This is a genomic window from Nesterenkonia sp. AN1 (assembly GCF_000582475.1).
Taxonomy (GTDB): Bacteria; Actinomycetota; Actinomycetes; order Actinomycetales; family Micrococcaceae; genus Nesterenkonia; species Nesterenkonia aurantiaca.
Window position 1 is genome coordinate 53201 of record NZ_JEMO01000015.1, and the last position, 21902, is coordinate 75102.

Genomic DNA, 21902 nt, shown 5'->3' on the forward strand with positions numbered 1-21902 from the left:
AGGGTCCTCAGGTGAGTTCGTCGATCGGGGAAATCCGGCCGTCCATGCCGGAGGAGGCCAGGGCGTGTTCGCGTCGCGGGATCCGGCCCGCACGCGCGGAGAGGTATCCGGCGTGCACGGCCATCCGCATCGCGGTGGCCATCTCGGTGGGGCGCTGGGCGCGGGTCACCGCGGAGGCGACCAGCACCGCGTCGCAGCCGAGCTCCATGGCCAGGGCGGCCTCGGAGGCGCTGCCGATGCCAGCATCCAGGACCACCGGGATGCTGGCCCGGGAGGTGATCAGCTCGATGTTGTGCCGGTTCAGGATGCCCAGGCCGGTGCCGATCGGGGCCCCCAGCGGCATCACCGCGGCGGCGCCGGCCTGTTCCAGGCGCAGCGCGACGGCCGGGTCGTCGGAGGTGTAGACCATCGGGATGAATCCGCGGTCGGCGAGCTGTTCGGTGGCTTCGAGGGTCTCGATCACATCCGGGAGCAGTGTGTGCTCATCGGCGATGACCTCGACCTTGATCAGGTTCGTCTCCAGCGCCTCGCGGGCCAGCTCGGCGGTGAGCACCGTGTCCTTGACCGTGTAGCAGCCTGCGGTGTTGGGCAGGATGTCGATGCCGAGTCGCTCCAACATCGAGAACACCGAGGTCTTGGTCTCGGGGCTGTATCGGCGCATCGCCACGGTGGTCAGCCTGGTGCCCGAGGCGAGCAGGGCGCGTTCGAGCGCCTCGAGGTCGGTGATGCCCCCGGTGCCCATGATCAGGCGGTTGGCCAGGGTGTAGTCACCGACTTCCAGGGCGGGAAGGTCTGCGGCGCGCAGTGATGTGTTCATAGGACTCTCTTCTCAGCCGCCCTGGACGGCGGTGACGATCTCGAGGTCTTCGCCCCCGGTCAGGGGGGTCGCGGACCAGCGGCTGCGCGGGACCACGGCGGCGTGGAGTGCGACGGCGACGCCGAGCCTTCCGCCGTCGGCGGGGGTGCCGTCGGGGTTGAGGCTGCGCCCGGTGGTCGCGGCGACGGCGTCCACCACGGTGGCATCCTCGGGCAGCGTCACGGGTTCTTCATTGATGCGGACGGTGAGCATGGTTCTCCATGTCATCAGGTGCGGGTGGTCTTGGCACAACACAGCCCGGGCCGGGTGTGTTCCTGGTCCGATCCAGGGACGCGCCGCCGGTGCGACGCGGGCCTGGTCCAGTCTAGTGAGTCAGCCCCGGTGCCGGGTGAGCCGCATGCTCGCAAGGAGCTGCTGGTCCGCTGCGCTGAGCTCCCCCGCGGATTCCCGCGACGCCGTCTCCCGCGGCGCCGGCTCCCGCGGCTCCGGCTCCGGCTCCGGCTCCGGCTCCGGCTCCGGGCCCAGCCGTCCCGGACCCAGCAGGGATGCGCCGAGCCGGGCGCCAGCGGTGCGAGCAGGATCCCGTGGCGGGAGTAGCCGGTGGAGACCACCAGTCCGGGGTGCAGCTCCCCGAGGAAGGGCCGCTCGTCCGGGGTGCCTGGGCGGGCGCGGGTGGTGATCTCGGTCAGCTCCATGTCCTTGACCGCGGGCAGCACGGCGACGGCGTCGGTGAGCAGCTCCTGGACGGATCCGGCGTGGGTGCCGGTGAGGCTGTCTTCGCGGGTGGAGGCTCCGATCACCAGCCCCCCGTCGGCGCGCGGGACCAGGTAGACCGAGCGGCCGTTGACCTTCGCTCGCACGGTGGCCTCCAGGATGTGGGATTCCCCGCGCATGAGCTGCGCCGGGTTGACCTGCAGGCGCAGCACGTCGCCGAGGATCGGGCGCAGGTCCAGCGGGCAGTCCTGGGTCAGGCCGGTGATCTCGGAGTAGCCGAGGCCAGGCACCAGCATCACTGCGCGGAACGGGTGCGCCGCGCCGTCCTGGATGGTGAGGGTGAAGCGCGGAGCCGGGACGTTTGGTTCGTTGGGTGCGGCGGGAGCTGCGGCCGCTGACTCGTCGATGGCGGTGACCGTGCCGGTGAGCCAGCGGGCGGGGGCCCCGGCGCCGGGGAACTGACTCGGGTCCAGCTCGGCCTCCAGCGCGGCCTGGGTGGCGCTCACCAGTTGGCGCGGGTCGATCTGATGATCACTGGGGACGTCCCAGCCCTTGGAGAGTCCAGGCGCGAGGCCCGGCTCGCGGCGGCGCAGCGCGGAGCTGGTCAGCGCGGTGACCTCCATGCCGTGATCACGCTGGACCACCGCGAGCTCGGCGACCGCCTCCCGGTCGGAGCGATCAGCGGCGATGAGCAGCGTGCCGTTCTCGCGGTATCCGGTGGGCACCGAGGTGGCACGGGAGAGCGTGGCGAGGAACTGTGGATACTCGGCGCGGGAGGCGGTCATGATCGGCCAGAGATCCTCTTGGCCGTATTGAACCTCGCTGATCGGGGCCAGCATCCCGGCGGCGGCATACGAGGCGTCCTGGGCAATGGACGGTGCGATGACGGTGACGTCATGACCAGTCAGACGCAGCTGCCAGGCGGTCAGAAGCCCGATCACGCCGGCGCCGACGACTGCGGTGTTCGCCCTGGTGTTCACAGAGCGGGCGACGGGAATCGAACCCGCGTCGTCTGCTTGGGAAGCAGAAGCTTTGCCATTAAGCTACGCCCGCATTCTGGCCGGTTGCGGCCAGGGTTCGAGATTACCAGGTGCGCCGGGGTCACGCGCGCCGCCCTCCCGGGCCACGCTCCCAAACCCCGCACCCCAAACCCCGACGCCCCGCCCCGTCCCCTCAACCCGGGGCCCCCGTCCGGGCCCCGCCCGTCTGTCGCATCGCTATGCCATGTCCCATCGTTATTTCCATAAATAGCGATGGGACATGGCATAGGGATGCGATAGATGAGGAAGAGGCGGGATGGAGCGGCGGAGGGAAGAACTCCCAAGCCTTCGGCGTTGGTGTTGATAGTGCCGCAACCGGCATCTTCAACCGCACATCGACGAGCACGAGGAGCCCACATGCCTACGGCGACTGCAGCAGTGGACCGCGAGACCATGCATCAACTCTTCGAAGGCCGCCACACCACGAACCTCTTCTCCGAGGGCGCGGTGGACCTGGCGCTGATCCAGCAGGCCTACCAGGATGCCCGCTGGGCTCCGACCTCCATGAACTGCCAGCCGATGCGCCTGACCGTGCTGAACCCCGGAGAACGGCGCGACGCCGTCGTAGAGCACTTCAAGGGCGACAACGGCAAGAAGACCTACGCGGCACCGCTGACCGTGGTCCTCGCCTATGACCCGAACTGGCATGAGCACATGCCCACGCTCTACCCCCAGGCCGAGGGGCTGCGCGAGAAGTTCGCCGGGCGCCTCGAGTTCCGCGAGAAGATGGGCCGCGACAACGCCTTCCTGCAGGCCGGGTACTTCATCGTGGCGCTGCGCGCCCTCGGCCTCGACGTCGGGCCGATGGCCGGACTCGACGCCCCCGGGGTCGACGCCGAGGTCCACGCGGACACGGGTTGGAAGACCTTGATGGTGCTCAACGTGGGCCACGGCCCCAGCACCGACGAAGACGCCCAGTACCCGCGCGGAGAGCGCTTCGACTTCGCCCAGATCTCCCAGGTCCTCTGACCCCCTGCACGCCAGCTCAGGCGAGCACCCAGGCTCGCGCGAGCGCGCATCACCTTCAGCTCGCGTGCAGGAGGCGCGTTGCCATCGACCAGCGCCACCGGTTAGATTCCACAGGTGCAGCGGGCCCTCATGGACCTGACCACCGATTCCAAGGAGCATCATCATGGCTGAGAATTCACCACAGATCACCGGCAAGACCATCGCACTGCTGGTCACCGACGGCGTCGAGCTGCCGGAGCTCACGGAGCCCATCGCCGCCATCAAGGCCGCCGGTGGGACCGCCAAGATCGTCTCCCCCAACCAGAAGTCCCTGCAGGCGATGGAGGGGGACTGGAACCACTCGGACCATTTCGACGTCGACGTCCAGCTGGGCTCCGCCTCAGCAGCTGACTACGACGGGCTGGTCCTGCCCGGCGGCACCCTGAACGCTGACAGCCTGCGGATCGACGAGGACGCCAAGACCTTCGTCTCCGCGTTCTTCGCCGCCGAGAAGCCCGTGGCTGCGATCTGCCACGGATCCTGGATCCTCACCGACATCAATCAGGTCAAGGGCCGCCGGGTCACGAGCTACCCATCCCTGAAGACTGACCTCACCAATGCTGGCGCCGAATGGGTGGACGAGTCAGCCGTGGTCAGCGATCGCTTGGTCACCTCTCGGACCCCCGATGATCTGGATGACTTCAACCAGGCGTTCCTGACCCTGGTCTCCAAGGTCTGAACACTCGGCCTCGGCCGATGAGCTGAAGGCGAAGAAACGCTGCGGCCAAGACCTGACAAGGGTCCTGGCCGCAGCTCTGAGTCCTGGCCTGCCCCGCGATCTCGGATCTGGGTCGCTGCACAGCCCCCAGGGGTGCCCTACTGTGGAGACATGAAGGACACTGAGGCCATGGCACACACTCCGCACCCCTCCCACATGGGCCACCTGCGCCGTGATCGCCTGGTCTCGGCCCGGCTCTACGTCTGCACCGACCTGCAACGCTTCATCACCCGCCCGGAGGCCGGGCCGGTGGATGAGCTGGACTTCGACGCGATGCGCGAGTTCTTCGTCGCGTCCTACACCGGCGGCGTGGACATCATCCAGATTCGCGATAAGGGTGTGGCGGTGCAGACCGAGATCGCCGCGCTGACCCTCCTGCGCCAGGTCGCCAATGAATACGGCGGGCTCTCTGCGGCGAATGATCGCGCCGACGTCGCGTTGATCACCGGGGTCGACGTCTTCCACGTCGGCCAGGATGACCTGACCACGGAAGAGGCCAGAATGGTCCTGGGCGACGATGTGGTCATCGGCCGCTCCTGCCAGACCATCGAGCAGGTCCAGGAGGCCGATTCCGACATCGGCCTGGACTACTACTGCACCGGGCCGATCTGGGAGACCCCGACGAAGCCGGGCCGCGCCGCCGTCGGACTCGAGCTGCCCGCCCAGGCGGCGAGCCTGGAGAGCTCGAAGGTCTTCTTCGCGATCGGCGGGATCGATGAGACCAACATCGGCGAGGTCACCGCGGCCGGCGCCGACCGCGTGGTGGTTGTCCGCGCCGTGACCCAGGCTTCTGACCCAGCCGCGAGCGCCCGGGCGCTGCGCGAGCAGCTGCCCGCTTAGGGCTCGGCTTCTGCTTCGACTCGGGCTTCGCACCAGAGGTGGCCCCGGGTTTCGACGCGGACTTCGACGCGGACTTCGGCTCGACGCCGCTGCTGATCTCGCTGCGACCGCTGCCGGGCTTCCGACCGCGCGCCACCCCGATGAACTCTTGGATCACCGGGCCGTCGGCCTCGCGTAGCCAGGCCAGGCCCACGTCGTAGCCGGGGATGCCCTCGATCTCGCGGATCACGATGTCTCGGCGGGCCAGCATCCGGGCCACCGAGTTCGGCAGGACCACCAGTCCGGCACCTGAGGCGACAACCTCCAGTGCCATCCGCTCACCCGCTGCGAGATCGGCTCCCTGCTTGGGCGTGTGGACGTCCTCGGCGCCGGTGGTCTGCTCCGGCTCTGCAGCGGGGAGCATCTCAGCCGGGTTGAAGAACGGCTCCGCGGCGATCTCCTCCCAGGTCACTGAGCTCTCGGCGGCGGCCACCCAATGATCGCGGGAGGCGCAGACCACTGGGGCCTCGCGGTAGAGCCAGACCCGGTGCAGGTCCTCACCGGTGGGAGCCGGCGTGTCCTCGGGAAACCGGATGTAGCCGACGTCCACGGTGCCGGCACGCAGCCGCTCCAGCTGACCCGCCTCGTCGAAGCGGTCCACGCTCAGCGCGAAGTCCGGGTACCGCTCGCGCCAGCGTGTCACCCATTTGTCCGGCGTCGCACCCGGTATGGCTCCCAGTCTCATCGGGTCAGTCTACGGAGCAGCGGGCGCTCGGGCCCTCAGCCAGTCCGCCGCGCGATCCCGGTAGACCAGGAAGCCCTTATAGTCGGCCATGTCCTCGGGCAGCTCGGCGAGCACCGCCGCCAACCTGTCCCGCCAGGGCTCCACCTGCGCAATGACCTCCAAGGGGAGCTGGTAGGTGCGGATCAGGAACATGACGCAGCCGGATTCAGCGAGCCGCACCAGGTGCTGAACCTCCACCCGCAGGTGCACCTCGGCACCGAAGGCGGCATCCTCGAGGTCGAGGGTCCGGCCGCGGGCAGGCCCCCACTCGGGGTAGGTCTCGGTGGACTGATCCAGGCGCCCACCGACGCTCAGCGACCAGTTGGTCCGGCGATACGGCTCACCCGGCTGCAGGCGCATGGCGAACTTCTCGGCGCGGGCGGCGATACCGGTGTCATGGATCCGCGGCACCGGCCCGTGGACCTGGAGGAAGCTCATGCCTAAGTTGAAGCCGAAGGACCAGTTCGACGCGAAGCAGACCAGTCCCGCATCCACGAAGAGCTGAGCCTCGCGCTGATCCAGCAGGACGATGTCCTCCTGGACCTGGTCACCGATGAACGCCAACGGCTCCTGCGGGAGCGTGCGGGGATCCCCGTAGGCGAACCGCTGATCGATCCCTGTTCGCCGGTTGATCCAGTGAAACCTTCCCGCGGCTTCACGATGCAGCGTCATGGTGTCCGGGTAGGCGAGGCTGAGCTCCCGCATCAGGGTCAGCATGGCGTCCCAGGCGGCGGGGCGCATATGCGCCAGCACCTGCCTCCGCGAGGGGTCCCGGCGCAGAATGTCCCGCCGCTGGGCAAGTTCCTCGGAGTATCGCCCATCGATGTGCACCACGCTGTCTCCCCACTGACCAGCTGGGGTGTGCACGGGCTGACCCGCGGGCCCCAGGTTGATGGAGTACCGGTAGGTGTCCTGGGTGAAGGGGAAGGGAAAGGCGCGGATGTCGTCTCTGAGGTCCGGTTCAGTGCTCATAGCGGGACCTCGAGCCGGTCGGACACGGCTCGGGAGACGCAGCACATGAGTGAATCGTTCGCGGCCCGTTCCTGCGCCTGCAGATAGTGGTCGCGGTGCAGCGGGATCCCGGCGGTGACCTGGATCCGGCATTCCCCGCAGAAACCCTGACGGCAGAGGTTGGGCACTGCGATCCCCTGTTCCTCGAGCGCCTCCAGGAGACTCCGACCGGGCGGCACCGTGATCATCTGCTGCGAGACGCGCAGCGCCACGTCGAAAGAGACTCCCGGGTCCAGCACGTCGGTGCCGAAACGTTCGATGTGCACCCGTTCCAGCGGCCAGCCGCGTTGGGCTGCCGCTTCGCGGACCGCGTCCATGAAGCCCTCTGGTCCGCAGCAATACAGGTGGGTGCCGATGGGCTGGCGCTGCAGGCTGCGCTGGAGCTCGGCGCGGAATGCACCCCGGTCGGTGAAGCTGCGCAGCGCATCCCCAGCAAGGTCGCGCAGCTCCGGAAGGTGAACCGCGTGACCGGGCCGGTGCAGGTAGTGGACCTCCACCGGATGACCCCAGCGGACGGCTGCGCGCAGATGCGACAGGATCGGGGTGACGCCGATGCCCGCGGCGATCAGCAGGTGCTTGCTGGCGTTATGCATCGGCGGAAACAGCGAACGCGGCGGCCGAGCCTGCACCGTGTCCCCCGGGCGTCGCTCATGGAGCCAGCTCGAGCCGCCAGCCTCGACCCCGGTGCGCAGCACCGAAATCCGGTAGGCCTCAGGCATCTGGGAATCCCCGTGCAGCGAATAGGCGTTGATCGAGGGTCCACATTCCAGGACCAGGTGGCTTCCCGGGGTGAAGGACGGCAGCCAGCCGCGATCGGGACGCGCCAGCGTGAGCGTGCGGACCTGGGGGGCGGCGTCGACCACCTCGATGACCTCCAGTGCGAAGGTGCTCATGCCAGCCCTGCGCGGGCGTCGACTGGCTGCTCCGCGTCATGTTTGACGCCCAGGAAGCCGCCCGCGAGCGGCGAGAGATGGTCCTGGACCACCAAGGTCTCCGAGCAGCCCCGACAGGTGAGCAGCTGAGTCGTCCGAGTGGCGGCCAGGGTCGTAGCCAGCGTCGTAGCCAGTGTCATGGCCCGGCAATGAGCGCAGACCACGGGGATCCGCTCCACCTCGGTGGTGCTCAGGATGATCTCCGCATTGAGCAGCCCGGCCTTCAGCGCCCGCGAACGGGCCCGCAGGACGTCGGCCAGCGGCCCCACGAGCATCAGCCGCCACCCGACGACGGCGCGCTGAAGCTCCTCGGTGAGCAGGCCCTGCTCCCGGGCCTGGTCTCCGGAGGTCAGCGTGATGACGCGGTGTCCGATGCCCAGGTCGGTCAGCTCGCTGCTCCACCCTGCGGCGAGCGACCTCGCCCCATAGCTGAGGATCGTGCAGCAGGCCGCTGCCGGATCCACCGGCTGCGCGCCAGGCACACGCGCCCAGGCGGGAACGCTCGTCGTGTCTGACACCGGCGCCATCGGTCCTCCCAGGTGAGAGAGAGTGTTTCCCGTAGCCGACACGATACCTCCCCCTCTAGGCTCTGCAGAGGCTTCGGAGGCGAGCGCCGGGCTCAGGCCACCTTCTCCCCGAGGAACTCCACTGCGCGGTCCCAGGCCAGCCGCGCCAGGTCTGGATCGTAGGTGCCCACAGCATTGGTGTCGTTGTGGAAGGCGTGGCCGGCGTCGTAGTAGAAGTAGGTGACCTCCGCGCCGGACTCGGCGCGGATCTGTTCCTCCTGCTCGCGGGCGCGCTCCACCGGGTAGCTCTCGTCGTGTTCCGCGTAGTGGCCCTGGACGGCTGCGGTGATCCCGGCGCAGCTCTCCGGGACACCTTGACCAACTCCGTAGAACGGCACGGCGGCGGAGACCTTCTCGCCCTGCTGAGCGGCCATGGCCAGCACGAACCCGCCGCCCATGCAGAAGCCGATGGTCCCGACCGTGGCCGAGGTGACCGCATCCAGCCCCAGCAGGTGATCGGTGGCGCCGGCGAGCAGCCGGGCGCCCTCCTCGGCGGGAAGCTTCGACATCATCTCTCCGGCCTCGTCCCCGTCGTGGGTGATCGAGCCGCCGTAGAGGTCCGGGGCCAGGGCGACGAAGCCGGCTCCGGCGAGCCGGTCGGTGACCTCCTTGATGTGGTCGGTGAGTCCCCACCACTCCTGGATCACGATCACCCCGGGCCCGGAGCCGCTCTCGGGCAGCGCCAGGTAGCCGTGACCGGTCTGATCACTGGCCTGATCCCCGGTCCGGTCACCGGTGCCGGCGCTGTTGAGGGAGAAGCTGGTGTTCTGGTGTGGGGTCTGTTCGCTCATGGTCTGACTCTAACGAATCCACAGAGACCGCCATCACACAGAGCCACCACACACAGCCGCCGCCCGACCCGACGGGTCGAGCGGCGGTGCTGTGTGATGCAGGTGCTGCGGTGATTACTCCAGCTCAGAGGCCAGATCGCGCTCGTAGAGCTCCTCCAGTGAGGACTGCACGGACTCCATCTCCTCGGCCACATCGACATCGTTGGTCAGGATGCCCTGCAGCGCCTGGGAAAGCTCCAGGTCACCGCCGGGCAGGAAGACCCGGGCGTTGTCCTGCGAGCGGGCGCGCTCCAGCTGCTCGACGGCGACCTGGAACTGCGGGGTCTCCTCGTAGACGGCGGACATGTCCGCGTCCTGCTGGACCGGCATGTACCCGGTGGCCTCGGAGAACATCGCAGTGTTCTCGGTGTTGGTCATGAAGCCGATGAACATCGCTGCGGCCAGCTGCTCCTCGGGCTCGGAGTCGGCCGAGATCATCAGACCGGCACCGCCGGTGGGGGTCTCACCCTCAGCCTCGGGACCGCCGGGGAGGAAGGCCACGCCGACCTCGAAGTCAGCGGTGTCCAGGATGCCTCCGAGCGAGCCGGTGGACTGCACGATCTGGCTGGTGGCGCCGGAGCCGAAGTCGTCGGCCGGGTCCCCGGAGGAGACCGAGGCCCAGTCACCGGTGGCGTCCTGCGCGAACTCGATGGCTTCCACGGTCTGCTCGGAGGCGACCGGGGAGAAGTCCCACTCGTCAGACCAGGATCCGCCATAGCCCCAGATCAGGTTCTGCATCCACCAGGCGGGGTACTCCTCCTGGGGCGGGAAGGAGAACGCGGAGCTCGCAGTCTCGGCCTCCATCAGCTGCTGGGAGACCTCGCCGACCTCTTCCCAGGTCTCGGGGGGAGCGTCGATGCCGGCCTCTTCGTAGTGGTCGGCGTTGTAGTAGAAGATCGGGGTGGACCGGGCATACGGCACGCCGTAGTGGGCGTCCTCGTAGACGTAGTCCTCGTAGAGGGCCTCCACATAGCCATCGGTGTCGACCTCAGCAGCCTCCAGCACCTCATCGACCGCCAGCAGCGAATCATTGAGGTAGTTGGGGAACCAGGTCGCGTCGGAGAGCACGACGACGTCGGGGGTGGCCCCGGTGCCCTGAGAGGTCTGGAACCCCTGGGAGGTCTCCTCATAGGTGGCGCCGGAGTTCTCCAGGGTGACCGAGATCCCCGACTCCTCCTCGAAGGCGGCGATCAGCTCCTCCTCCTGATCCACCGACCCACCGGGGTGGTTGGACCAGAAGACGATCTCCTCGGCCGGTTCCACCTCGGTCCAGTCCACGCCCTCTCCGGCCTCCTGTTCCTCACCGGAGGTGTCCGGGCCGCAGGCGCTCAGCGCGAGTACGGCGATGCTCAGGGCGGCCACGCCCGTCGTCGTCCTGCTGTTCAGCTTTTTCATCAGGTGCTCCTTGTGGTGCGGTGAATGATTCGGATCTGTGACAGGGAGGTCTAGGTGGCGCGCGGTCGAGCGAGGGCGCAGAGCAGTTCGAATGGGGTCATTTCACGGAGCCCTGGGTCAGTCCGGCGACGATGTACTTCTGCAGCGCGGCGAAGATGATGAGCATCGGGGCGATCACGATCACCGCGCCGGCCATCAGGATCCCGTAGCTGCCCGCCTGGGTCTCCACCGACTGCAGCAGGTTCAGGCCCACCGGCAGGGTCATCTTCTCGGCGCTGCCGGTGATGACCAGCGGCCACAGGAAGCTGTTCCACTCGTTGACCACGGTGACCAGCCCGACGGTGGCGATGGCCGGGATGGAGACCGGCGCCGCGATCTGGAAGAGCTTGCGGAAGTGTCCGGCGCGTCGAGCTCGGCGGCCTCAAACATCTCCTTGGGCAGGGCCATGAAGTGCTGACGCAGCAGGAACGTGCCGAAGGCGGTCCCCAGCCCCGGCAGGATGATCCCCCAGAGGGTGTCGCGGCCGCCGAGGCCGGTGATGGTGAGGTAGTTCGGCAGCATCGAGACCTCGGGCGGGACCATCAGGGCCACCAGGATGCCCAGGAAGATGAAGTTGCGTCCGGGCACCTTGATGAAGACCAGCGCGTAGGCGGTGGTCACGGCCAGCAGGACCTTGATGCTGGAGCCCACCACCGTGACGTAGATGCTGTTGCCGAACATGGTCAGCAGCGGCACTCGATCCACCACATTGCCGAAGTTGTCCAGGGTGGGGTCCTGCGGCAGCAGCGTCGGGTTCAGCGTGACGATCTCGGTCGGCGGCTTGAAGCTGGAGGAGACCATCCAGGCCAGCGGCAGCACGATCACGATCAGCGCCACGAAGATCGGCAGGTATCCGGTGAGGATGGTGTCGGCGAGGTTCTGCCGGCTGAACGCGTCCAGCCAGCTGCCCCGGCGCATCTGCTTGCGCTCGGCCTTGGTCAGCTTCTTCTTGTCCTCGGGGGCGATGCCGCGGCGCTGCGCATCATCTTTGGGGGTTCGCGATCGGGTCAGGCTCATGAGTAGTGCACCTTCCGCTCGACGAAGCGCAGCTGGACAGCGGTGATGAAGAACAGGGTGAAGAAGAGCACCACGGCGATGGCCGCGGAGTATCCGGCTCGCTGATAGGCGCCGAAGGACTGCAGGTAGATCTCAAAGATGATGGTGTTGGTGCCGTGACCGGTCGGGGTCATGGTGCGCAGGATGTCGAAGGCGTTGGTCATCGAGAACAGGATGTTGGTGACCAGCAGGAAGAACACCGTGGGGGTCAGCAGCGGCAGCGTGACCGAGACGAACCGGCGGATCGGGCCGGCCCGGTCGATGGTCGCCGCCTCGATCAGGTCCTTCGGGATGGACTGCAGTCCGGCCAGGAAGACCACGGCGCAGTAGCCAGGTTCTTCCACACATAGACGATGATCACCATGAACAGCGACCAGTCCTCGTTGAGGTACCACTCCGGGGAGCTGACCCCGAAGAATCCCAGGATGTGGGAGAGGCCACCGCGGGTGGGGTCGAAGATGAAGTTCCAGACCATCGCCACCCCGACCCCGGAGAGCACATAGGGAGAGAACACGGCGGTGCGGGCCGCGGTCTTGCCGGGGATCTTCTTGTTCAGCACCAGCGCGATCAACAGCCCCAGGATCATGGATCCCAGCACCGCTCCGGCGGTGAAGATGGCCGTGACCCGCCAGACCTCCAGTCCGGAGTCGGAGGTGAAGAAGGCGGCATAGTTCTCCAGCCCGATCTGGGTGGCGCTGGAGGAGCCCAGCCGCCAGTCCAGGGTGGAGTAGTACATGTTGGAGAACAGCGGGTAATAGATGAACGCGAGGATCAGCAGGATGTTCGGCCCAGCGAAGAGCAGGAACAGGGACCAGTTCTTCGATTGCCGTCGTCGGTGCGCGCGAACACGCGTCCGTTCCTGCTCAGTCTGCACAGCAGAGCTCATCCAGCTTCCTTCCAGTCTTTACTGCCCTCATGTTAGCCACACCACTGAAGTCAAGGATGACAGCACGTGAACTCCACATGAACCCGCCCCAATTGAGAGACAGGTCACAGAGGCACAGTGTATGTCCTGGCCGCCGGAATCAGATCGCTAGGCTGGTGGGGTCGGCTCGGCTGGTGCGGTCGGCGCGGCTGGTCGGCGCGGCTGGTCTGCCCGGCTGGTCTACGATCGGCACGGCCGGTGCCGCACCCCCGACCCCGGACACATTCCTGACATATGAGGAGCGGTGATGATCGACGTGGTGCTGCTGGGCGTCTTCGCAGTGCTGCTCGCCAACTACGTCCTGGCTCTGAGCGTGTTCGCCCGCCGCGGCCTGGCGGGGAACTGGCTGCTGGTGGTCCTGCTCACCGGCACCACCGGTGCCGCCCTGGCCGCGGTGCTCGCCGCCCTCTCCGAGGACGGCTCCCGGTACCTGGACGTGGCGCTGGTGCTCACCGGTACGGCTGCCGTCGCGGCCGCGGTGCGCGCCGGACTGCCCCGGCGCATCCCACCGCCCGGCGCGGAGGCGGCGGCATGAGCCAGCTGCCCGCGCTGCTTGCGCTGCTTGCGCTGACGCTGATCCTCGCCGGCGCCTTCTTCTTCACGGTGGGCACTCTGGGGCTGATCCGTTTCCCCGATCTGCGCAGCCGACTGCATGCCCTCACCAAGGCCGACAATCTGGGCCTCGGCCTGGTGCTCGCCGGGGTCGCGCTGCTGTTGGGCAGCTGGACCGGCGCCGCGGTGTTGGCGCTGGCCTGGGTGCTGGCCCTGGCCGCGGCATCGATCTCGGCGCATGTGCTGGGCGGACTGGACGCCGCCGAGCCTTCCCGCGAGCGCCAGGACGACCCGCGGACGCGACCGACTCGAGAATCCCCAGACTCCCCGGAGACTCCCTCGTGACCGGCGCGGTGCCCGCGGCCGACCTGGTCCTCGGCGTGGGGCTGCTCGCCTCGGTGCTGTGCACGGTGCTTCCCCATTCCCGTCTGGCCCAGTCCATGGGCCTGCTCGGCCTGGGCGCGCTGACCACGCTGGCCTGGCTGCGGCTGGGCAGCGTGGATGTGGCACTGGCGGAGGCCGGGATCGGTGGCGGAATCCTCGCCGCACTCCTGGTCTGGGTCTCCGTCCGCTCCCCCGCCCAGCCCTCCCCCGATGCCGGCACCGCCCCGCGGTGGCCATGGCTTCGACCGGCGGTGGGCACGCTCAGCGCCGTCACCCTGATCCTGATCACCGCAGCCGTCTGGCTGCGCGCCGAACAGTCGCTGCCCGCCTGGGATGCCGCAGTGACCGCCGCCATGGACCGCACGGGCGTGGAGCATGAGATCACCGGGGTGCTGCTGGTCTTCAGGTTCTATGACACCTTGCTCGAATCTGCGGTGCTGATGCTCACCGCCGTTGCGGTGCTCGCCCTGGGACGCGATGATGTCGGGCCTCGCGCTGGGCTCTCCGCCGCGCTGGGGGCTCAGCCCTCGATCCCATCGAGTCTGCACTGGTTGATCCGGGTGTTCGCCCCGGCGCTGTTCCTGGCCGGGCTGTGGCTCCTCTTCGCCGGCAGCACCGACTCCGGCGGCGCATTCCAGTCCGGAGCCGTGCTCTGCGCGGTCCTGATCCTGCTGCGCAGCGCCCATGTGCCGCTGGAGAAGCTCACGCTGCGCTGGCTGCGCCCGGTGCTGGTGGCCGGCGTCGTCGCCTTCATCCTCGCCGCCCTGGCGCATCTGAGCGCACCCTTCTCCTTCCCGGTGCTGCTGGGCATCGAGGTCCTGCTGACCCTGGGGATCGCGGCCGGGCTCTACGCCATCTACCTGTGCCTGGAGAATCCGGTACAGCGCGAGGTCAACGCATGATGCTCGCTTCTTCCACCGGGGCCCTGGGTGCGCTCGTCGAGGCTGGCCTCCTCGGGGTCGAGCTGACCCAGGTGCAGTGGTACCTGCTCCTGGGCACCGCGGTGGCCGTGATCGGGATGGTGCGGATGCTGCTCACCCGGGATCTGGTCGCCCGGCTGATCGCGCTCAACGTCACCGGGATCGGGTCGCTGATGATCATCCTCGCCCTGGCCGCGCGCTCCGCGGAATCCGTCGACCCCGCCGGCTCCGGGCCCGGGATCGACCCGGTGCTCTCGGCGCTGGTGATCACCGGGCTGGTGATCACGGTGGCCTTCACCGGGCTGGGTGCGGTGCTGATCCGCCGGATCGAAGGCGTCCCGGTCACCGAACGCCGAGATGACCCCGAGTCCGGCGGGCCCGCGCAGGACCCGGAGGCTGAGCAGTGAACGCCCCGATGAGTCTGACCCTGTTCTGCCTGGGCGCCGTGGTGCTGATTCCGCTGCTGGCCAGCGCGCTGAGCGTGCTGCTGGGCTCGGCAGCCCGCCGGGTCTTGGGCGTTCTCACCTCTGCGGCGGTGCTCGGCCTGAGCACCCCGATCCTGGTCCGGGTCACCTCCGGGGAGACGCTGGAGCTCGCCCTGGGCGGCTTCGAGTCTCCGCTGGGGATCACGCTGCGCGCCGACGGGCTCTCGGCGCTGTTCCTGGCGATGACCGCGATCGTCGGCGCCGTGGTCAGCTGCTACGCCGCCGCCCGTCCCGCCGCCACCGGCAAACGGCTGGTCGCTCAGACCGTTGAGCCCGCGACGGTGACCGACGGAGACCACCGGGCAGCCCTGCCCGAGGACTCCCCCGCAGCCTGGAGGACCGGCCACGCCGGGTTCTGGCCGCTGTGGCTGGGCTGCTGGTCCGGGCTCAACGCGGTCTTCGTCTCCGGGGACCTGTTCAACACCTACGTCGGCCTGGAGCTCGTGGGGCTCACCGCCGTGGCCCTGGTGGCCCTGGGCGGCCGCGAGGCCTGGGCCGCGGCGCTGCGCTACCTCTTCATCGCGGTGCTGGGCTCGCTGCTGTTCCTGATCGGGGTCGCGCTGATCTACTCGGTGACCGGGACCCTGGACATCATCGACTCAGGTGAGGCCATCACCCAGCTCGCCGCGCAGGGCGACGCCGACCTCGCCGCCGTCGTGCTGGCGCTGTGCCTGATCAGCCTCGGGCTCGCGCTGAAGGTCGCGCTGGTGCCGCTGCACGGATGGCTGATTCCGGCGCACTCCTCGGCCCCCAGCGCGGTCTCCCCGCTGCTCTCCGCGCTGGTCATCAAGGCCGCGCTGTTCGTGCTGCTGCGCGCCTGGCTGTGGGTCGCCGGTCCGCTGCCGGAGCTGGAGATCCTGGCCTGGGTGCTCGCCGGGATGGGCACCGCCGCGATCCTGCTGGGCTCGGTGATGGCGCTGCGGCAGAGCCGGCTCAAGCCGTTGATCGCCTATTCCACCGTGGCCCAGGTCGGGTACTGGTTCCTGCTGCTGCCGCTGCTGCTGGACCCGGAGACCAGCGCGTTGGAGGGCCAGCCCGGCACCACCCTGGAGGAGGGCGCCGTGCTGGCGGGTGCGCTGAGTGGGACCGTGGCACTCGCGCTGGGCCATGGGTTGGCCAAGGCCAGCCTGTTCCTCTCCGCCGGGCATCTGAAGGACCTCTACAGCACCGACGAGATCACGGAGCTGCGCGGCGCCGGCCGAGCACACCCGATGCTGGTGATGAGCATGGGTCTCAGTGCCGTGGGCCTGATCGGGCTGCCGCTGTCGCTGGGCTTCTCCGGGAAGTGGCTGCTGGCCACCTCCGCCGTCGCCGCTGGGCACTACTGGATCCTGGTCGTGCTGGTGGCCGGGACGCTGTTCAGCGCCGCCTACCTGCTCAAGGCCGTGGCCCCACTGCTGGTGATGAGCGAAGACGACCAGACCGCGCTGACCCTGCCGCAGGCACAGAACCATCCCGGCGCTTCAGACAGGACCCTGACCGGGAAGGCACAGCTGGCACCGTTCGTGCTCGGCCTGCTCACCGTGCTCACCGGCTTCCTCGGCGTCTGGCTCACCGGAGTCCTGGAGGTGGGCGCCCCGTGGTGACCTGGCTGGAACAGATTCCCGGAGAGCTCCTCCCCGCGATCCCGCTGGTGATGGTGCTGCTGTCGCTGACCGCCGCCGTCGCGATCTTCCCACTGCCTGAGAACAGCGTGAAGCTGCGCGCCGGAATCAACCTCACCGCCGCGGCGACCAAGGTGCTGCTGATCATCGCCCTGGTCCCGGCCGTGGTGGCCGACGGCGCCCGGCCCGAGTTCTCCGCCCCCTTCCTTCCGGGCATCGATCTGGTGCTGCGGGTGGATCCGCTGGCCCTGTTCTTCGCCGGGCTCTCTTCGCTGCTGTGGCTGCTGACCACCATCTACGCGCTGGGATATCTGCGCGGATCGAAGAACAAGAGCAGGTTCTTCGGGTTCTTCAGCCTCTGCGTCACCGCCACCGTGGGCATCTCCTTCTCCGGGAACCTGATCACGTTCCTGGTGTTCTATGAGCTGCTCACCGTGGTGACCTATCCACTGGTGGCGCACTGGGGCACCCCGGCTTCGCTGCGGGCGGCCCGGATCTACCTGCGCTACGCCCTGGGCGGCGGACTCGCGGTGCTCATCGGCGTGGTCTGGCTGAGCATGTACGTGGGCCCGGTGGACTTCGCCGAGGGCGGCGCCGAGGGTGTCACGGAGCTGGTCGCGTCGAACCCGGTCCCGGCGCTGCTGATCTTCGTGCTGCTGGTGGGCGGGCTCGGGGTCAAGGCTGCGCTGTTTCCGCTGCATGGCTGGCTGCCCCTGGCCATGGTGGCCCCGGCCCCGGTCTCGGCGCTGCTGCACGCCGTCGCGGTGGTCAAAGCCGGAGTGTTCGGGATCGTGCGGGTGCTCCACGACGTCTTCGGGGTCGAGGCCGCAGCCGAGCTGGGGGTGCTGACTCCGCTGCTGGTCCTCGCGGCCTTCACCATCCTCTACGGCTCGTACCAGGCGCTGCGCCAGCAGGAGATCAAGAAGCGACTCGCGTATTCCACGATCTCCCAGGTCAGCTACGTGGTGCTTGGGGTGGCGATGGTCAACGTGCTCGCCACCACCGGCGGCATCGTGCACCTGGTGCACCAGGGGATCATGAAGGTGACGCTGTTCTTCTGTGCGGGACTCTTCGCCGAGGTGATCCGTGCCCATACGGTGAGTCAGCTCCGCGGGGCGGGCCGGCGGATGCCGCTGACCTCGGCGGCGTTCACGGTGGGCGCCTTCGGCATGATCGGGCTCCCCCCGACTGCCGGGTTCATCTCCAAATGGCAGCTGGGCACCGGCGCGCTCGCCTCGGAGCACCCCTGGGTGCTGTGGGTGCTGGTGGGATCCTCACTGCTCAACGCCGCCTACTTCCTGCCCGTGGTCTACGCGCTGTGGTTCGCCGACCCTGAGGACGTGGACCCGGAGACGCTGGCCAGCGGCGACGCCGCCTCCGACGCCGCTGACCCTCTGCGTGTGCGCGAGCCCAAGAGCCTGCTGGTCCCGGCGCTGATCACCGCCGGGCTCACCCTGTTCGTCGGGATCGCCGCATCCCTGGCCTTCGCCCCGCTGCAGGTCGCCCGGTTCATCGCCGAGGGGGTGCTGGGCTGATGCTGATCGCGCTCTCGCTGCTGACCCCGCTGGCGCTCGTCTTGGCGCTCGGCCTGGCCGGGCTGCTGCGTCCGCTCACGAAGTTCACGATTCGACGCCGGCTGACCCTGTTCGCCCCGTTGGCCGTGGTCCCGGCCGTGCTGCTGGCACTGCTGGGGAACCCCGGTTCCGCCACGGCAGCCCTGGAGGTGCCGTGGATGCTGTTCGGCGCGCACTTCGCCGTGGACCTCTATGCCAGACCCCTGCTGCTGATCGCCGCGCCGCTCTACGGGGCCGCGCTGCTGGCGATCAGCTGGATCAAACTGCGCGACGCCGAGCGCGGCTCGAGCGCACTCTCGGCGTTCCTGCTGCTCAGCTTCACCGGCAACATCGGCACCTATCTCGCCGCCGACGCCGCCAGCTTCTATCTGGGCTTCGCGCTGATGAGCTTCTCCGCGGCCGGCCTGGTGATCCATTACCGGACTCCGGCCGCTCGGCGCGCCACCCGGGTCTACCTGGTGATGTCGGTGCTCTCCGAGACCGCGATCCTGGCCGCGCTGATCCTGGTGGCCTCCGGCGGCGGCTTCCTGCTCACCGACGCCCCCGCGGCGGCAGGCACCGCGCACACCGGCCTGATCCAGGGTCTGTTGTTCTTCGGGTTCGGGGTCAAGGCCGGCACCGTTCCGCTGCATGTCTGGCTTCCGCTGGCCCATCCGGCCGCTCCGCCGGCAGCCTCGGCGGTGCTCTCCGGGGCGATGGTCAAGGCCGGACTGATCGGCTGGCTGCGCTTCCTGCCCGAGGGTGAGACCGCAGGAGCTGTGCTGCTGACCTTGGCGCTGATCGGTGCCTTCGCTGCCGTCCTGGTCGGGGTCGTGCAGCACGATCCGAAGGTGATCCTGGCCTATTCGACCATCTCGCAGATGGGGTTCATCACCGCGCTGGTCGCGGTGGGGCTGCTGGTTCCGGAGCTGCGCGGCGCGACCTCGGCGGCGGCAGTCATCTATGCGGTCCACCATGGCCTCGCCAAGGGGGCGCTGTTCCTGGGGGTCCCGGTGGTCAAGCACTACGCCCGGGGCCGGACCGGGATCCTGGTGCTGCTCGGGATGCTCGGCGCGGGCCTGGCGGTGGCGGGAGCTCCACTGACCTCCGGGGCGTTCGGCAAATACGTGTCCAAAGAGGCCGTGAGCGGGATCGAGGTCCTCGGGGTGGGACTGGATCAGCTGCTGCCGCTGGTGGCCACCGGGTCCACGCTGCTGCTGCTGCGATTCGCCGCCGTGATCTCCTCGGCCGACCGTGACCCGCGTCGGCGTGCCGACGGCGAGCTTCTCTCCTGGCTGGGGGTCTGCGCCGCCGGGATCGTGGTGCCCTGGGTGATCGGCGCCCGGTGGATCACCGATCCGGTGCAGGATGAGGGCGTCGCGGTGCCCAGCTGGGATCCAGGCACCCTGTGGGATGCGACCTGGCCGATCCTGCTCGGGATCATCCTCGCGGCGATGGTCTGGGTCGCGGCCCGCCGCGGACTGCTTCCGGGACGCCTGACCAGCCAGGAGGCGCCCGTGGTGCAGCCCGGTGACCTGCTGCTGGCGGAGGAGTCGCTGCTGCGCCGGGTCGGATCGGGTGGAGGCGCGGCGCTCGATGCCGCGCACGGATTCACCGGCTCCGCCGCCGGGCGTGGAGCGATCGCTGGTCCGCCGCCGCGCAGCGCGGACGCCGAGGAGTCTCCTGGGCAGAGGCCCGTCTGGGCGGCTGGGAGTCCACCGGCCTGGTCCTGGTGGTGCTGCTGACCGGGGTCGTGCTGGCCACGATGCTTCTTCTCGGAGGGAACTCATGAGCAGCTGGATTCTGTCCGGGGTGCTGCGCGCGACGGTGTTGGGACTGCTCTGGTGGGCGCTCTCCGGTGCCGGCGCGGACTACCTGATCTACGGGCTGGTCTCGGTGGTGCTGGCCACGGCCATGAGTCTTGCGCTTCTGCCGCCCTCCGCGCAGATCTCGCCGCGGCGATGGCCTCGCCAAGTGGGGTCCTGGGTCGTGCTGCTGGGCTGGTTCCTGGGCCAGTCGGTGCGCGGTGGCCTCGACGTGGCGCGCCGGGTGCTCACGAGTCCGGTGGACATCGACCCCGAAGTGGTGGTGGCACCGTTCGAGCTGGAACCCGGCCATGCCCGCCAGCTCGCGCTGGCGATGATGAATCTGATGCCCGGCTCCATGGTGCAACAAGTGGTCAGCGCCGAGGGCGAGCCGGCGGACAACACCGCCGCGGGACCGGTGCGCCCACCTGCTGCGGTCCAGCTGCACACGCTCTCTGTGCAGCTGGACCCGGCAGAGCAGTGGGCTCGGCTGCAGCGCCGAGTCGGTGCCGCCTTCGGGGAGTGAGGTGCCGATGGCACGATCGAAGACGGAGCAGTGGGGCTGGCTCGGCCCTCACGCGGGCTGCTCTGCCGCGTGAGCGTGCGGAGTCTGGGCTGCCCGGCGGTTGTGCCGGATGCGCAACGCCCACGCCGGGAGGCATCCCAGCACAAGCAGCAACACGCTGACATAGCCCATCGACCTGCTCAGGCCGAAGACTGCGAGGAACAGCAGCCTGACGGCGGAACCGCGGGTCGCGTAGACCCTGCCCGGGTGATGCGTGGGGCGGCCCCAGAGCTGCGGAACACGCTCGGTGGGATTCGCCTGGCTGAGCATGCGGAACGACATGGTGAACACTATTGAGCCGATGATCAGCGCAGTGACGGGCGGAGACAGCTCCACGCCTCCATGAGATCGATTCACCATCTGTCCATCAAACCCTGACATGCGGTTTCCAGTGTGGTCCAGTGATTCTCTGCTTTCCGATAGCCTGGAGACCTGGATCACAATCCACCGCCGACGATCGGGTTGAACACATGGTAAGCCGCAAGAACGTCATCAGTGGGCTGTTGTTCTTCGCCCCGATCGGCATCGTGGCCTCCGCCATTCCGGGCGCACCGGACTACACGGCAAGCATCGGCTGGGGGCTGGCCCTGGCGATGCTGGGCACCGCCCTGGTCCTGGCGCTGCGCCGTGCCCAGACGCAGCGCAACGGCGCCCAGAGCGAGGAGCCGCGGGACCAGAGGAAGATGGAGCGCCCTGCGGAGCCAGGGGTGCGGTGATGAGCGCTCTCAACAAGTATCGGCCTGTTCTGCGGGGGCTTCGCCGCCCTGATGTTCGCCCTTGCAGCGTTTTTTCACACCCGAAGCGACCGTGACGACGATCTGACCTTCTGGTTGAACGTTCTGTGCTCAGCCGGCTGGGTCGGATGGTTGCTGCTCACCGCCGGTGAGCACAACAAGGAACTACGTGAGCAGAAGCTCGCAGAATCAGGAGCGCAATCTTGACCAGCCCGAACGCCACCTACGTCCTCGTGGGCATCGGATCTCTTCTCTCTTCCGCAGCTGCGATGTGGCAGTTCGTCAACATCTGGAACTCTCCGGAAACGAGCACATCCACCTATGTGCTCTTCGGACTGAGCGTGCTTGTGGCGGTCGCGCTGAACCTATGGCTCGTCGCCCTGGCGCGGCGGCGCCGATATGACCGGAGCTCCGTGTGAACGTGCTGACCGGCCTGAGCATCCTGATCGGCGGAGTGCTGATCATCGTGTTTCGGGAAAGCATCTACCACACGGGCCGTCGTATGGCTCAGAGTCGGCAGGATGAGCGCCAGCTGCGCTTCATCAACAAGGTCAGCAGCAAGTTCGTCACCTTCATCGGCATCGGCTGGCTCTTCGTCGGAGTCATCTTCATCATCGAACCGAGCCGCTGACGCCAGACTCCCCGA

26 protein-coding genes, 1 tRNA gene and 1 pseudogene are annotated in these 21902 nt (G+C 68.5%); 14 read left to right on the forward strand and 14 right to left on the reverse strand.

The window, feature by feature from the left end; all coding sequences use genetic code 11:
- Window positions 1–7 precede the first annotated feature (7 nt).
- The 4 genes from BG28_RS08230 to BG28_RS08245 form a co-directional block, all read right to left on the reverse strand.
- The gene (locus tag BG28_RS08230) at window positions 8–817 is read right to left on the reverse strand and encodes a thiazole synthase (protein WP_036475681.1); all 810 of its coding nucleotides are present in this window, start codon (window positions 815–817) and stop codon (window positions 8–10) included.
- A 12-nt stretch (window positions 818–829) separates the two neighbouring features.
- Entirely contained in the window at window positions 830–1069 is a 240-nt protein-coding gene (gene thiS, locus BG28_RS08235) for a sulfur carrier protein ThiS (RefSeq protein WP_036475683.1), read from the reverse strand.
- A gap of 14 nt (window positions 1070–1083) precedes the next feature.
- Window positions 1084–2511, reverse strand: coding sequence for an FAD-dependent oxidoreductase (locus BG28_RS08240; protein ID WP_051501193.1), 1428 nt, complete (start codon window positions 2509–2511; stop codon window positions 1084–1086).
- Window positions 2512–2513: 2 nt separating this feature from the next.
- Window positions 2514–2584: transfer RNA gene (locus BG28_RS08245), tRNA-Gly, on the reverse strand.
- Window positions 2585–2928: 344 nt separating this feature from the next.
- On the opposite strand from BG28_RS08245, the gene BG28_RS08250 reads away from it, so the two are divergent.
- The 3 genes from BG28_RS08250 to thiE all read left to right on the forward strand — a co-directional run bounded on the left by BG28_RS08250 (window position 2929) and on the right by thiE (window position 5137).
- A complete protein-coding gene (locus tag BG28_RS08250) occupies window positions 2929–3540 on the forward strand; it encodes a malonic semialdehyde reductase (protein ID WP_036475684.1) in 612 nt (203 codons plus the stop codon).
- Between the two features lie 163 nt (window positions 3541–3703).
- Window positions 3704–4258: a type 1 glutamine amidotransferase domain-containing protein gene (locus BG28_RS08255; protein ID WP_036475685.1), complete on the forward strand. Its 555-nt coding sequence runs from the start codon at window positions 3704–3706 to the stop codon at window positions 4256–4258.
- A 168-nt stretch (window positions 4259–4426) separates the two neighbouring features.
- Window positions 4427–5137: a thiamine phosphate synthase gene (thiE, locus tag BG28_RS08260; protein ID WP_051501223.1), complete on the forward strand. Its 711-nt coding sequence runs from the start codon at window positions 4427–4429 to the stop codon at window positions 5135–5137.
- Here thiE and BG28_RS08265 read toward each other — a convergent pair.
- The 9 genes and pseudogenes from BG28_RS08265 to BG28_RS08300 form a co-directional block, all read right to left on the reverse strand.
- The gene (locus tag BG28_RS08265; protein WP_084479578.1) at window positions 5034–5861 is read right to left on the reverse strand and encodes a LysR family substrate-binding domain-containing protein; all 828 of its coding nucleotides are present in this window, start codon (window positions 5859–5861) and stop codon (window positions 5034–5036) included. The genes thiE and BG28_RS08265 overlap by 104 nt on opposite strands.
- 9 nt (window positions 5862–5870) lie before the next feature.
- Window positions 5871–6872 carry a DUF3445 domain-containing protein gene (locus BG28_RS08270; RefSeq protein ID WP_036475687.1) on the reverse strand — a complete coding sequence of 334 codons (1002 nt, stop codon included), beginning with the start codon at window positions 6870–6872 and terminating at the stop codon, window positions 5871–5873.
- Window positions 6869–7804, reverse strand: coding sequence for a PDR/VanB family oxidoreductase (locus tag BG28_RS08275; protein WP_036475688.1), 936 nt, complete (start codon window positions 7802–7804; stop codon window positions 6869–6871). The genes BG28_RS08270 and BG28_RS08275 overlap by 4 nt, the downstream gene beginning before the upstream one ends.
- Entirely contained in the window at window positions 7801–8361 is a 561-nt protein-coding gene (locus tag BG28_RS14425; protein WP_152539248.1) for a dimethylamine monooxygenase subunit DmmA family protein, read from the reverse strand. Before BG28_RS14425 ends, BG28_RS08275 begins: the two co-directional genes overlap by 4 nt.
- 101 nt (window positions 8362–8462) lie before the next feature.
- Entirely contained in the window at window positions 8463–9200 is a 738-nt protein-coding gene (locus BG28_RS08285) for a dienelactone hydrolase family protein (protein WP_036475690.1), read from the reverse strand.
- Window positions 9201–9314: 114 nt separating this feature from the next.
- Window positions 9315–10634 carry an ABC transporter substrate-binding protein gene (locus BG28_RS08290; RefSeq protein WP_036475692.1) on the reverse strand — a complete coding sequence of 440 codons (1320 nt, stop codon included), beginning with the start codon at window positions 10632–10634 and terminating at the stop codon, window positions 9315–9317.
- Window positions 10635–10731: 97 nt separating this feature from the next.
- A pseudogene (locus tag BG28_RS08295) lies at window positions 10732–11591 on the reverse strand (carbohydrate ABC transporter permease).
- 95 nt (window positions 11592–11686) lie between these two features.
- Complete coding sequence (locus tag BG28_RS16780) at window positions 11687–12049, reverse strand: carbohydrate ABC transporter permease (protein ID WP_369797214.1); 363 nt, start codon at window positions 12047–12049, stop codon at window positions 11687–11689.
- The gene (locus BG28_RS08300) at window positions 12007–12615 is read right to left on the reverse strand and encodes a carbohydrate ABC transporter permease (protein WP_369797215.1); all 609 of its coding nucleotides are present in this window, start codon (window positions 12613–12615) and stop codon (window positions 12007–12009) included. Before BG28_RS08300 ends, BG28_RS16780 begins: the two co-directional genes overlap by 43 nt.
- A gap of 286 nt (window positions 12616–12901) precedes the next feature.
- Here BG28_RS08300 and BG28_RS08305 point away from each other — a divergent pair, with 286 nt between their 5' ends.
- Genes BG28_RS08305 through BG28_RS14430 form a run of 8 tightly spaced genes read left to right on the forward strand, consistent with a single transcriptional unit; the run spans window position 12902 to window position 20483 of the window.
- Entirely contained in the window at window positions 12902–13189 is a 288-nt protein-coding gene (locus BG28_RS08305; RefSeq protein WP_051501196.1) for a hypothetical protein, read from the forward strand.
- A complete protein-coding gene (locus BG28_RS08310) occupies window positions 13186–13551 on the forward strand; it encodes a monovalent cation/H(+) antiporter subunit G (RefSeq protein ID WP_036475693.1) in 366 nt (121 codons plus the stop codon). The genes BG28_RS08305 and BG28_RS08310 overlap by 4 nt, the downstream gene beginning before the upstream one ends.
- Window positions 13548–14492, forward strand: a complete 945-nt coding sequence (locus tag BG28_RS15655; protein WP_036475695.1) for a hydrogenase subunit MbhD domain-containing protein — start codon at window positions 13548–13550, stop codon at window positions 14490–14492. Before BG28_RS08310 ends, BG28_RS15655 begins: the two co-directional genes overlap by 4 nt.
- Window positions 14489–14917 carry an NADH-quinone oxidoreductase subunit K gene (locus BG28_RS08320; protein ID WP_235181038.1) on the forward strand — a complete coding sequence of 143 codons (429 nt, stop codon included), beginning with the start codon at window positions 14489–14491 and terminating at the stop codon, window positions 14915–14917. The genes BG28_RS15655 and BG28_RS08320 overlap by 4 nt, the downstream gene beginning before the upstream one ends.
- A gap of 8 nt (window positions 14918–14925) precedes the next feature.
- Window positions 14926–16581 carry a complex I subunit 5 family protein gene (locus BG28_RS08325; protein WP_036475863.1) on the forward strand — a complete coding sequence of 552 codons (1656 nt, stop codon included), beginning with the start codon at window positions 14926–14928 and terminating at the stop codon, window positions 16579–16581.
- Window positions 16575–18134: a complex I subunit 5 family protein gene (locus BG28_RS08330; RefSeq protein ID WP_235181039.1), complete on the forward strand. Its 1560-nt coding sequence runs from the start codon at window positions 16575–16577 to the stop codon at window positions 18132–18134. Before BG28_RS08325 ends, BG28_RS08330 begins: the two co-directional genes overlap by 7 nt.
- Window positions 18134–19897: a complex I subunit 5 family protein gene (locus BG28_RS08335; RefSeq protein ID WP_152539249.1), complete on the forward strand. Its 1764-nt coding sequence runs from the start codon at window positions 18134–18136 to the stop codon at window positions 19895–19897. Before BG28_RS08330 ends, BG28_RS08335 begins: the two co-directional genes overlap by 1 nt.
- A 43-nt stretch (window positions 19898–19940) precedes the next feature.
- A complete protein-coding gene (locus BG28_RS14430; protein ID WP_051501197.1) occupies window positions 19941–20483 on the forward strand; it encodes a Na+/H+ antiporter subunit E in 543 nt (180 codons plus the stop codon).
- Window positions 20484–20531: 48 nt separating this feature from the next.
- Here the strand turns inward: BG28_RS14430 and BG28_RS08345 are convergent, their stop codons facing one another.
- The gene (locus BG28_RS08345) at window positions 20532–20858 is read right to left on the reverse strand and encodes a hypothetical protein (protein ID WP_036475696.1); all 327 of its coding nucleotides are present in this window, start codon (window positions 20856–20858) and stop codon (window positions 20532–20534) included.
- A 134-nt stretch (window positions 20859–20992) separates the two neighbouring features.
- On the opposite strand from BG28_RS08345, the gene BG28_RS08350 reads away from it, so the two are divergent.
- The 3 genes from BG28_RS08350 (at window position 20993) to BG28_RS08360 (ending at window position 21887) form a co-directional block, all read left to right on the forward strand.
- Window positions 20993–21238 carry a hypothetical protein gene (locus tag BG28_RS08350; protein ID WP_036475698.1) on the forward strand — a complete coding sequence of 82 codons (246 nt, stop codon included), beginning with the start codon at window positions 20993–20995 and terminating at the stop codon, window positions 21236–21238.
- A 221-nt stretch (window positions 21239–21459) separates the two neighbouring features.
- Window positions 21460–21675 carry a hypothetical protein gene (locus BG28_RS08355; RefSeq protein WP_036475699.1) on the forward strand — a complete coding sequence of 72 codons (216 nt, stop codon included), beginning with the start codon at window positions 21460–21462 and terminating at the stop codon, window positions 21673–21675.
- Entirely contained in the window at window positions 21672–21887 is a 216-nt protein-coding gene (locus tag BG28_RS08360) for a hypothetical protein (protein ID WP_036475700.1), read from the forward strand. The genes BG28_RS08355 and BG28_RS08360 overlap by 4 nt, the downstream gene beginning before the upstream one ends.
- Window positions 21888–21902: the final 15 nt, after the last annotated feature.

Bases quoted from the DNA above. Each gene is read 5' to 3' on its own strand.
- BG28_RS08255 (WP_036475685.1), top strand. From the start codon at position 3,704: ATGGCTGAGAATTCACCACAGATCACCGGCAAGACCATCGCACTGCTG.
- BG28_RS08250 (WP_036475684.1), top strand. From the start codon at position 2,929: ATGCCTACGGCGACTGCAGCAGTGGACCGCGAGACCATGCATCAACTC.
- thiS (WP_036475683.1), bottom strand. From the start codon at position 1,069: ATGCTCACCGTCCGCATCAATGAAGAACCCGTGACGCTGCCCGAGGAT.
- BG28_RS08310 (WP_036475693.1), top strand. From the start codon at position 13,186: ATGAGCCAGCTGCCCGCGCTGCTTGCGCTGCTTGCGCTGACGCTGATC.
- BG28_RS08265 (WP_084479578.1), bottom strand. From the start codon at position 5,861: ATGAGACTGGGAGCCATACCGGGTGCGACGCCGGACAAATGGGTGACA.
- BG28_RS08335 (WP_152539249.1), top strand. From the start codon at position 18,134: ATGCTGATCGCGCTCTCGCTGCTGACCCCGCTGGCGCTCGTCTTGGCG.
- BG28_RS08320 (WP_235181038.1), top strand. From the start codon at position 14,489: ATGATGCTCGCTTCTTCCACCGGGGCCCTGGGTGCGCTCGTCGAGGCT.
- BG28_RS08270 (WP_036475687.1), bottom strand. From the start codon at position 6,872: ATGAGCACTGAACCGGACCTCAGAGACGACATCCGCGCCTTTCCCTTC.
- BG28_RS08300 (WP_369797215.1), bottom strand. From the start codon at position 12,615: ATGAGCTCTGCTGTGCAGACTGAGCAGGAACGGACGCGTGTTCGCGCG.
- BG28_RS08350 (WP_036475698.1), top strand. From the start codon at position 20,993: ATGGTAAGCCGCAAGAACGTCATCAGTGGGCTGTTGTTCTTCGCCCCG.
- BG28_RS08285 (WP_036475690.1), bottom strand. From the start codon at position 9,200: ATGAGCGAACAGACCCCACACCAGAACACCAGCTTCTCCCTCAACAGC.
- thiE (WP_051501223.1), top strand. From the start codon at position 4,427: ATGGCACACACTCCGCACCCCTCCCACATGGGCCACCTGCGCCGTGAT.
- BG28_RS08230 (WP_036475681.1), bottom strand. From the start codon at position 817: ATGAACACATCACTGCGCGCCGCAGACCTTCCCGCCCTGGAAGTCGGT.
- BG28_RS08325 (WP_036475863.1), top strand. From the start codon at position 14,926: ATGAGTCTGACCCTGTTCTGCCTGGGCGCCGTGGTGCTGATTCCGCTG.
- BG28_RS08305 (WP_051501196.1), top strand. From the start codon at position 12,902: ATGATCGACGTGGTGCTGCTGGGCGTCTTCGCAGTGCTGCTCGCCAAC.
- BG28_RS08275 (WP_036475688.1), bottom strand. From the start codon at position 7,804: ATGAGCACCTTCGCACTGGAGGTCATCGAGGTGGTCGACGCCGCCCCC.
- BG28_RS08290 (WP_036475692.1), bottom strand. From the start codon at position 10,634: ATGAAAAAGCTGAACAGCAGGACGACGACGGGCGTGGCCGCCCTGAGC.
- BG28_RS14430 (WP_051501197.1), top strand. From the start codon at position 19,941: ATGAGCAGCTGGATTCTGTCCGGGGTGCTGCGCGCGACGGTGTTGGGA.